Here is a 7,090-nt window from a genome sequence, read left to right on the forward strand (position 1 = left end):
GTGCCTGCACGGGAGGGGGCGGGACTGGCGGGACTGCGCCTTCAGGCCCCGAAGCGCTGCAATACCACCACTGCCTCGGTGCCCAGCAAGGGGCCTTCCACGCTGACCGCAGGTGCAGAATCTTGCACCACGTCAGCTGCGCGCAGGGGAAGTTGCGGCCCGCCCAGCGCGTCGCCAATCTGCGCGGTGGAGGCGGCATAGACCACGCGGCCGATGCCGCCCCAGAACATCGCGCCGCAGCACATTGCGCAGGGTTCGCCACTGGCGTAGACGGTGGCGCCACGCATGGCTTCCAGCCCCAGCTCTTTCTGCGCGCGGCGCACCAGCACCATTTCGGCGTGGCCGGTGCAGTCGGCGGCGGTGTTCTGGTTGTTCATCGCCGTCATCAGCACCTTGCCGTCGGGCGCGACCAGGGTGGCGCCGAAGGGCATATCGCCGCGCTTGAGCGCTTCTTCGGAGGCATCGATGGCCAGACGCATGGCGGCGTGGTCCTGTTCGTTGAAGGGAACGGGGATACGCATGGACGGCCTCACATTTCGTCGATCGGGGTGCTGGCGGCTTGCGCTTTGTCGAGCGTGAAGCGGCCGCTGGCGTTGAGGTAGAAGCTGGCGCCGAAGCGGCCTACCGGATGATAGTCCTGCAGGCGCACGCGCCATTGTTCGGTATCGACCAGGCCATCGCGCGCGGCCAGCCATTGCACGCGGCCGATGAAGATGTAGCGGCTGGCCGTTTCCAGTTTTTCATGCAGCACGCATTCAAAGGCGACCGGCGCCTCGGCGATGCGCGGCGGCTGGATCGTCTGTGCCGGCACGGCGTGCAGGCCGGCGTGCTCGAGCTCGCTCTGGTGTGGCGGCAGCGTGGCAGCACAGGCGTCCATTTGCGCGCACATGGCCTCGTCGGTCAGGTGCACGACAAACTCGCCGGTGCGCAGGATGTTGGCTGCGGTGTCCTTGAGTGCGCCGTCCTGCAGGCGGTTGATGCTGACCATCACGATAGGCGGGTCTTCGCCGAGCATGTTGAACATGGAGAACGGCGCGGCGTTGACCGTGCCGTCTTCGCCCAGCGTGGTGATGAGCGCGATCGGGCGCGGCACGATCAGGCTGGCCATCAGCTTGTAGCGCTGGTAGACGCCGAGTTCGGCGAAGTCGATTTCTGTCATGGCGTTTTCTTCATATTCCTTGAAGCGATTGTGAGCTTTCGGCTTGCCCCGTTTGCTATCCCGAACAAGGCAAGCCGGTATCGGTAGCCAGGGTCAGGGCTGCTTGCCCTGGATGCCTTCCACATACCACTTCATGGTCCAGAGCTCGGACTCGGGTACGGCGCGGCCGGCGGCGATCTGCAGCTGCCCGCCCTGGTTGTTGATGGGGCCGGCGAAGGGCTGCAAGGTGCCGGCGACGATGGCCTTGCGGCGCTCTTCCGCCTGCGCCACCACCTCCTTGGGCAGCCCGGCGTTGTAGGGGGCGAGCTGGACGATACCTTCCTTCATGCCCCACTTGGTGTCCTCCGCCTTCCATTGGCCTTCCAGCACCTGCCGCACCTTGTGGACGTAGTACACGCCCCAGTTCAGCGTATTGCCGGTCAGATGCGCCCTGGGGCCGAAGCGGCTCATGTCGGAGTCCTGGCCGAAGGCGTACAGGCCCTTGCTCTCCGCCACCTGCACCGGCGCCGGCGAGTCGGTGTTCTGGTAGAACACGTCGGCGCCTTGCGCGGCCAGCGTCTGCGCGGCATCGCGCTCCAGGCTGGGGTCGTACCAGGCGTTGATCCACACCACCTTGGCGTTGACCTTGGGGTTCACGCTGCGAGCACCCAATACGAAGGCGTCCAGGTTGCGGATCACCTCGGGGATCGGGATCGGCGCGACGTAGCCCAGCGTATTGGTCTTGGTCATGCGTCCGGCGATGGTGCCCAGCACATAGGCGCCTTCATAGAAACGGGTCTGGTACAGGCCGACGTTGCGCGCCATCGTGTAGCCGGAGCAGTGTTCGAAGATCACGTCCGGGTTTTCCTTGGCCACGCGCAGCACCGGGTTCATGAAGCCGAACGAGGTGGCGAAGATCATCTTGCAGCCGTCATCGATCAGCTGGCGCATGACACGCTCGGCCTCCGGCGTTTCCGGCACGCGCTCGACGAATACCGTCTCGATGCGGGCGCCGAATTCCTTTTCCAGCATGCGCCGTCCCAGATCATGCTGGAAAGACCAGCCGATGTCGGCCACCGGCCCCGGATAGATGAAGCCGATCTTCAGCTTCGGGGCAGCGGCCAGGGCGGCGAACGGTTGCGAGGACGCAGCTACGGCGGCGGCGCTGGATGCAAGCAGAAATTGACGGCGGTTCATCACGGCGGGGCTCCTTGTTGGATGGATGGATCAGTGGCGAAAATTCGCTGTGATCGTATACATGCAATTTAGATGCCAGCCTTTAAATTATATTATCTATATGATTTTAAATAGAATATTGTATTTATATGTATTGTATACAATTTTGAAAATGAGCCCAAATGGGCGTTTTGCTCGTCCAGGGTGCTGGTCGTGCACCAGACGTGGGCAGTCCGACGCCGGTGATCGGCGGTAAGGGATGTGGGACGAATGGACTAGGAGGAGGCTCAGAAGGCGCGGCGCAATGCGTCGGGCTTTTCTTCCGGCAGGCGCAGGCGGCCTTCCAGTGCCAGCAGGTGGCGTTCCATCTCGGCGCTGGCGCCATTGCCATCGCGCAGCGCCAGCAGGTCCACCAGGCGGCTGTGTTCGTCATGCTCGCAACTGGCCTCACCGGGGGCTTCGTAGAGCGCGACGATGAGGGAGCAACGGGTCATCAGTTCGGTCAGCATGCGTTGCAGTACCTGGTTGCCGGACAGCTCCGCCAGCGCCAGGTGAAAGCCACCGGCCAGGGCGACCCAGCGCGGGTGGTCGCCGTCATGCAGCGCGGCGTGCTCGGCCTGCAGGCGCTGCCGCAGCTTGGCGACGTCGCCGTGGTCGATGTGGCGCGCCACTTCGCGCACGATGGCGCCCTCGATCGCCCGCCGGGCAGCGAAGACATCGCGTGTCTCCTTCGGTCCCGGTGTCGCCACCGCGGCGCCCTTGTTGGGCACCACGTCGACAATGCGCAGCTCCGACAGCCGCCGCAGCGCTTGGCGCACCACCGTGCGGCTGACGCCGAACTGCTCACACAGGCTGGCCTCCTGCAGGCGCGTTCCGGGCTTCAGGCGGCCATGCATGACGGCATTGAAGATGGCCTCGTAGACGGTCTGGTCGAGGGTTTCCGGTGTGTCGGCGGCGCGTTGCGGTTTCATTGGGCAGAGTGGGTTGCGGGGTGGCTGGCCGTGCAGGAGCATACATAGGCCGGCGGTATCATAACGCGCCACGGGCTCGGCCGGGCTGGCGCATCTGGATAAGCAAGGGGTGCGCCCGACGGCGGGGGGGGAAGGGGCCGAGGGACGGAGATGAAAAGAAAAAAGCCCACGTCAACGTGGGCTTTTTTCTTGAGACTACTGCTGAATTTCTGGTAGGCCGTGCGGGACTCGAACCTGCGACCAACGGATTAAAAGTCCGCTGCTCTACCAACTGAGCTAACGACCCGAAAGACCGCTATTATAGGCAAACTCTATCGACAGTGTCAACACTCTGGCACCACGTGTTGATGTCCAATCATTCTGCAGCCGGTCACGCGCCGACACGGTGCCGGCGCTGACTGGCGATTACTTCAATGAAGCCATCCGTTCCTTCCCGGTTTGCGCGGCCGGGGTGTTCGGATACTTGGCGATCAATTGCTCCAGGGTCTTCTTGGCGGCTGCCTTGTCCTTCAACTCGGCTTGCGAGCTGGCGATGTTGAGCAGGGCGTCGGCGGCCTTGGGGTTGTCCGGGTAATTCTTCACCACCACTTGCTGCGCGGCGATGGCACCCTTGTAGTCGCGCTGGGCGTACAGGGAGTTGCCCTGCCAGTATTGCGCCGAGGGGGCATAGCCGGATTGCGGATAACGCTTCAGGAAGTCGGCGAAGGCATTGCCTGCTCCCTTGTAGTCGCCACCCTTGAATTGCGACAGCGCCGCATCATAGGCCTGCTGTTCGGACACGCCCACAGCCACGGTCTGACCGTCCACGCTGACCTGCTGCGGCTCCAGCTTGCGCAGGCGCGCATCCAGATCGACGTAGAAGTCCTTCTGACGTTGCTGGGCGTTGGTAATCTCGTTGGTCAAGACCTCGATCTGGCCACGCAGCGCGGCAATCTGCGACTGCAGGTTGTCGTTGCGGTCCGAGAGGGTCAGGACACTGTTCTTGTCGGCCTTGTTGGCGACGTCGCGCTGCAAAGCTTCGATCTTGGAACGGATGTCCAGGATGGCCTTGCGTGCTTCGTCATCGTCAAACATGCCGGCACGGGCGGTAAGCGGTAGGAAAGCCGTGGCGGCCAGCACGGCCGCCACGGTCACCGATTTCAGTTTGAAAGCGGTATGCATGTCGATTATTGATAAGCGATGTCAGCGCGACGGTTCTCGGCGTAGGACGATTCATCCTGGCCCAGTGCCTTGGGCTTTTCCTTGCCGAAGGAAACCGCTTCCACTTGTGCATCCGACACGCCCAGCAGGACCAGGGCCTTGCGGACGGCTTCAGCACGCTTCTGACCCAGGGCCAGGTTGTACTCGGCGCCACCGCGATCATCGGTGTTGCCCTGGATGATGACCTTGCGATCCTTGTGCGCCACCAGGTACTTGGCGTGGTTCTCGATGACGGTACGGTATTCCGGCTTGACGGTGTAGCTGTCGTAGTCGAAGTACACGCTACGCTTGGCCAGCACGCCTTGCGGGTCGTTCAGCGGATCGACGGAACCGGCGTTGACGGTGCCCACCGAGCGGGTGTCAGCGCCGTTGCTGGCGCCGTTCTGCACGGGAGCGTTAGCCTTGTCGTCCAGCTTGGTGGACGAGCAGGCGGCCAGCAGGACTGCACTGGAGACGATGAGGGCGAAGGTACTGATAGTGCGCATTTTGGATTTCTCCTTGTCGTGATGAAAGCAATATTGGATTTCTTTATTTCATGAACGGACCCCAGGTCGGTTCCCTGATATCACCGGCCTGCGTCGTGAGACGCTGTTTGATTCGGCCGTCGACGGAGACGACGGCCAGGGATCCGCGACGACCAGATTCCGTCGCGTACATGATGTATTTGCCGTTGGGCGCAAAGCTGGGCGATTGGTCGCGACCGCCGTCGGAGAGGCGGGTCTCCTGGCCATTGGTCAGGTCCAGCGCATAGAGCTGGAACAGGCCGTCGCGACGCGAGATGAAGGCCAGCGTCTTGCCGTCAGGCGAAATGCGCGGGCTGATGTTGTAGCTGCCGTTGAAGGTGACGCGTTGCGGCGAGCCGCCATCCAGGCCGACCTTGTACACCTGCGGGCCGCCACTGCGGTCGCTGGTGAAATAGACGCTGCCGCCATCGGGCGAGAACTGCGGTTCGGTATCGATGCCGGCGCTGTTGGTCAGGCGGCGCAGGCCGGAGCCGTCGGCATTGATCACGTAGACCTGGGTCAGGCCGTCGCGGGTCAGGGCCACGGCCAGGCGCGAACCGTCCGGCGACCAGGCCGGGGCCGAGTTGCTGCCCTTGAAGTTGGCCACGATGGAGCGCTGGCGGGTCACCAGGTTCTGGATGTAGACCACCGGCTTCTTCATTTCGAAGGAGACATACGCGACCTTGGTGCCATCGGGCGACCAGGACGGCGAGATGATGGGCTCATTGGAGCGCAGCGCCACCTGGGTGCCTTCGCCATCGGCGTCTGCCACTTCCAGGCGATATTCGCTGCCGGACTTGGTCACATAGGAAATGCGGGTGGAGAAGATGCCGGGGATGCCGGTCAGCTTCTGATAGATGTCATCGGCGATCTTGTGGGCGGTCAGGCGCAGCAGCTGCGGCTGGGCGCCGATGGAGAGCGCCGACAGCTGGCTCGACTGCACGGTGTCGAAGAGGCGGTAGCGCACATCGAAGCGGCCATCGGCCAGGCGCGTGACGCTACCTACGGCCAGCGCATTGGCGCCGCGCTTCTGCCAGTCGCCATAGTTGATGGCAGAGGAATCGGAGAGGGCATCGCCATTGTCGATGAGCTTGAAGATGCCGCTGCGGGCCAGGTCGGCCTTGACCACCGAGGTGATCTGTTGCGGTGCCGATTCCTCGCCGGGGAAGGCGGTGATGGCGATCGGGATCTGCGAAGCACCCACGCCGGTGATCTCGAAGCGGATCTGCGCCTGCGAGGCCGGGGCGAAGGACAGGCCGGCCACCACGGCGGTGGCGGCGGCGATGCTGGTCAGGTAACGGGCTTTAATCATCGTTTACTGATCTTTCGGATAATGGGTGAAAGTGAAGCTGGACGGTACCTTGCCATCCTTGTCGGCCGGGAAGGGCTGCGACTTCATGATGGCCGTACGCACGGCTTCGTCGAAGCCCGGCACGCCTGAAGGTTTGTTCACACGAACCGTGCGCACGCTACCATCCGGGAACAATTCGACAGTGTACTCCCCGGCCGGGTTTCCGCTCACGCCGCTGTTATCGAACACAGTGTTGCTGCGGATCTTGGCACGCAGCTTGTTGGCGTAATCGGGGCTGCCCTTGGGACCCTGCGACTTCTCGGCCGTGCCGGTACCACCGGTGGCGCTGGTGGCCTGGCCCATCATGCGCTTCAAGTCTTCCTGGCGGCGCTGTTCGGCGGCCTTGGCGTCGGCGGCGGCCTGCTGCTGCTTCTTCTTGTCGGCAGCCTGCTTCTCGGCATCAGCCTTCTTCTTGGCCTCTTCTTCCTTCTGTTTCTCTTCCTTCAGCTTCTTCTGCTTTTCGGCTTCCAGCTTGTCCTTCTTTTCGCGGTCAGCCTTGTCCTTTTCGGCCTGCTCCTTCTTCTCGCGCTCGGCCTTTTCCTTCTCGGCCTTGAGCTTGTCAGCCTTTTCCTGTTTCTCTTGCTTCTCCTGCTCTTCCTTGCGCTTCTTTTCCTTTTCCAGGGCGATATCGGGCTTCTCGACCTTGGGTTCGTCGATCACCTTGGGCGGGACAGGCTTGGGCTCAGGCTGGGGCTGCGGTTGCGGCTTGGGCGGTTCCACCACCGGGTCCGGTTCGGGCTGGGGCGGGGTG

General features: G+C 63.1%; 8 protein-coding genes and 1 tRNA gene. All 9 read right to left on the minus strand.

The window, feature by feature from the left end:
- Positions 1-41: 41 nt before the first annotated feature.
- On the minus strand, positions 42-521 hold the full coding sequence (locus tag HBH1_RS24585) for a nucleoside deaminase (RefSeq protein WP_102664740.1): 480 nt from the start codon (positions 519-521) through the stop codon (positions 42-44).
- Positions 522-529: 8 nt separating this feature from the next.
- A complete protein-coding gene (locus tag HBH1_RS24590) occupies positions 530-1,159 on the minus strand; it encodes a flavin reductase family protein (RefSeq protein ID WP_102664741.1) in 630 nt (209 codons plus the stop codon).
- 93 nt (positions 1,160-1,252) lie between these two features.
- A complete protein-coding gene (locus HBH1_RS24595) occupies positions 1,253-2,335 on the minus strand; it encodes a BMP family ABC transporter substrate-binding protein (protein ID WP_102664742.1) in 1,083 nt (360 codons plus the stop codon).
- Positions 2,336-2,601: 266 nt separating this feature from the next.
- Entirely contained in the window at positions 2,602-3,285 is a 684-nt protein-coding gene (locus HBH1_RS24600; protein ID WP_102664743.1) for a GntR family transcriptional regulator, read from the minus strand.
- A 210-nt stretch (positions 3,286-3,495) separates the two neighbouring features.
- Positions 3,496-3,571, minus strand: a tRNA-Lys gene (locus tag HBH1_RS24605).
- A 119-nt stretch (positions 3,572-3,690) separates the two neighbouring features.
- Positions 3,691-4,446 carry a tol-pal system protein YbgF gene (ybgF, locus tag HBH1_RS24610; RefSeq protein ID WP_102664744.1) on the minus strand — a complete coding sequence of 252 codons (756 nt, stop codon included), beginning with the start codon at positions 4,444-4,446 and terminating at the stop codon, positions 3,691-3,693.
- A gap of 5 nt (positions 4,447-4,451) precedes the next feature.
- Positions 4,452-4,970, minus strand: coding sequence for a peptidoglycan-associated lipoprotein Pal (gene pal, locus HBH1_RS24615; RefSeq protein ID WP_006464735.1), 519 nt, complete (start codon positions 4,968-4,970; stop codon positions 4,452-4,454).
- A gap of 43 nt (positions 4,971-5,013) precedes the next feature.
- Complete coding sequence (tolB, locus tag HBH1_RS24620; protein WP_102664745.1) at positions 5,014-6,300, minus strand: Tol-Pal system beta propeller repeat protein TolB; 1,287 nt, start codon at positions 6,298-6,300, stop codon at positions 5,014-5,016.
- 3 nt (positions 6,301-6,303) lie between these two features.
- The coding region (tolA, locus tag HBH1_RS24625; RefSeq protein WP_102664746.1) for a cell envelope integrity protein TolA at positions 6,304-7,090 on the minus strand (787 nt) is incomplete at its 5' end.

This window comes from Herbaspirillum sp. BH-1 (assembly GCF_002870055.1).
GTDB classification, from domain to species: Bacteria; Pseudomonadota; Gammaproteobacteria; order Burkholderiales; family Burkholderiaceae_D; genus Herbaspirillum; species Herbaspirillum frisingense.

Bases quoted from the DNA above. Each gene is read 5' to 3' on its own strand.
- HBH1_RS24585 (WP_102664740.1), bottom strand. From the start codon at position 521: ATGCGTATCCCCGTTCCCTTCAACGAACAGGACCACGCCGCCATGCGT.
- HBH1_RS24590 (WP_102664741.1), bottom strand. From the start codon at position 1,159: ATGACAGAAATCGACTTCGCCGAACTCGGCGTCTACCAGCGCTACAAG.
- HBH1_RS24595 (WP_102664742.1), bottom strand. From the start codon at position 2,335: ATGAACCGCCGTCAATTTCTGCTTGCATCCAGCGCCGCCGCCGTAGCT.
- HBH1_RS24600 (WP_102664743.1), bottom strand. From the start codon at position 3,285: ATGAAACCGCAACGCGCCGCCGACACACCGGAAACCCTCGACCAGACC.
- ybgF (WP_102664744.1), bottom strand. From the start codon at position 4,446: ATGCATACCGCTTTCAAACTGAAATCGGTGACCGTGGCGGCCGTGCTG.
- pal (WP_006464735.1), bottom strand. From the start codon at position 4,970: ATGCGCACTATCAGTACCTTCGCCCTCATCGTCTCCAGTGCAGTCCTG.
- tolB (WP_102664745.1), bottom strand. From the start codon at position 6,300: ATGATTAAAGCCCGTTACCTGACCAGCATCGCCGCCGCCACCGCCGTG.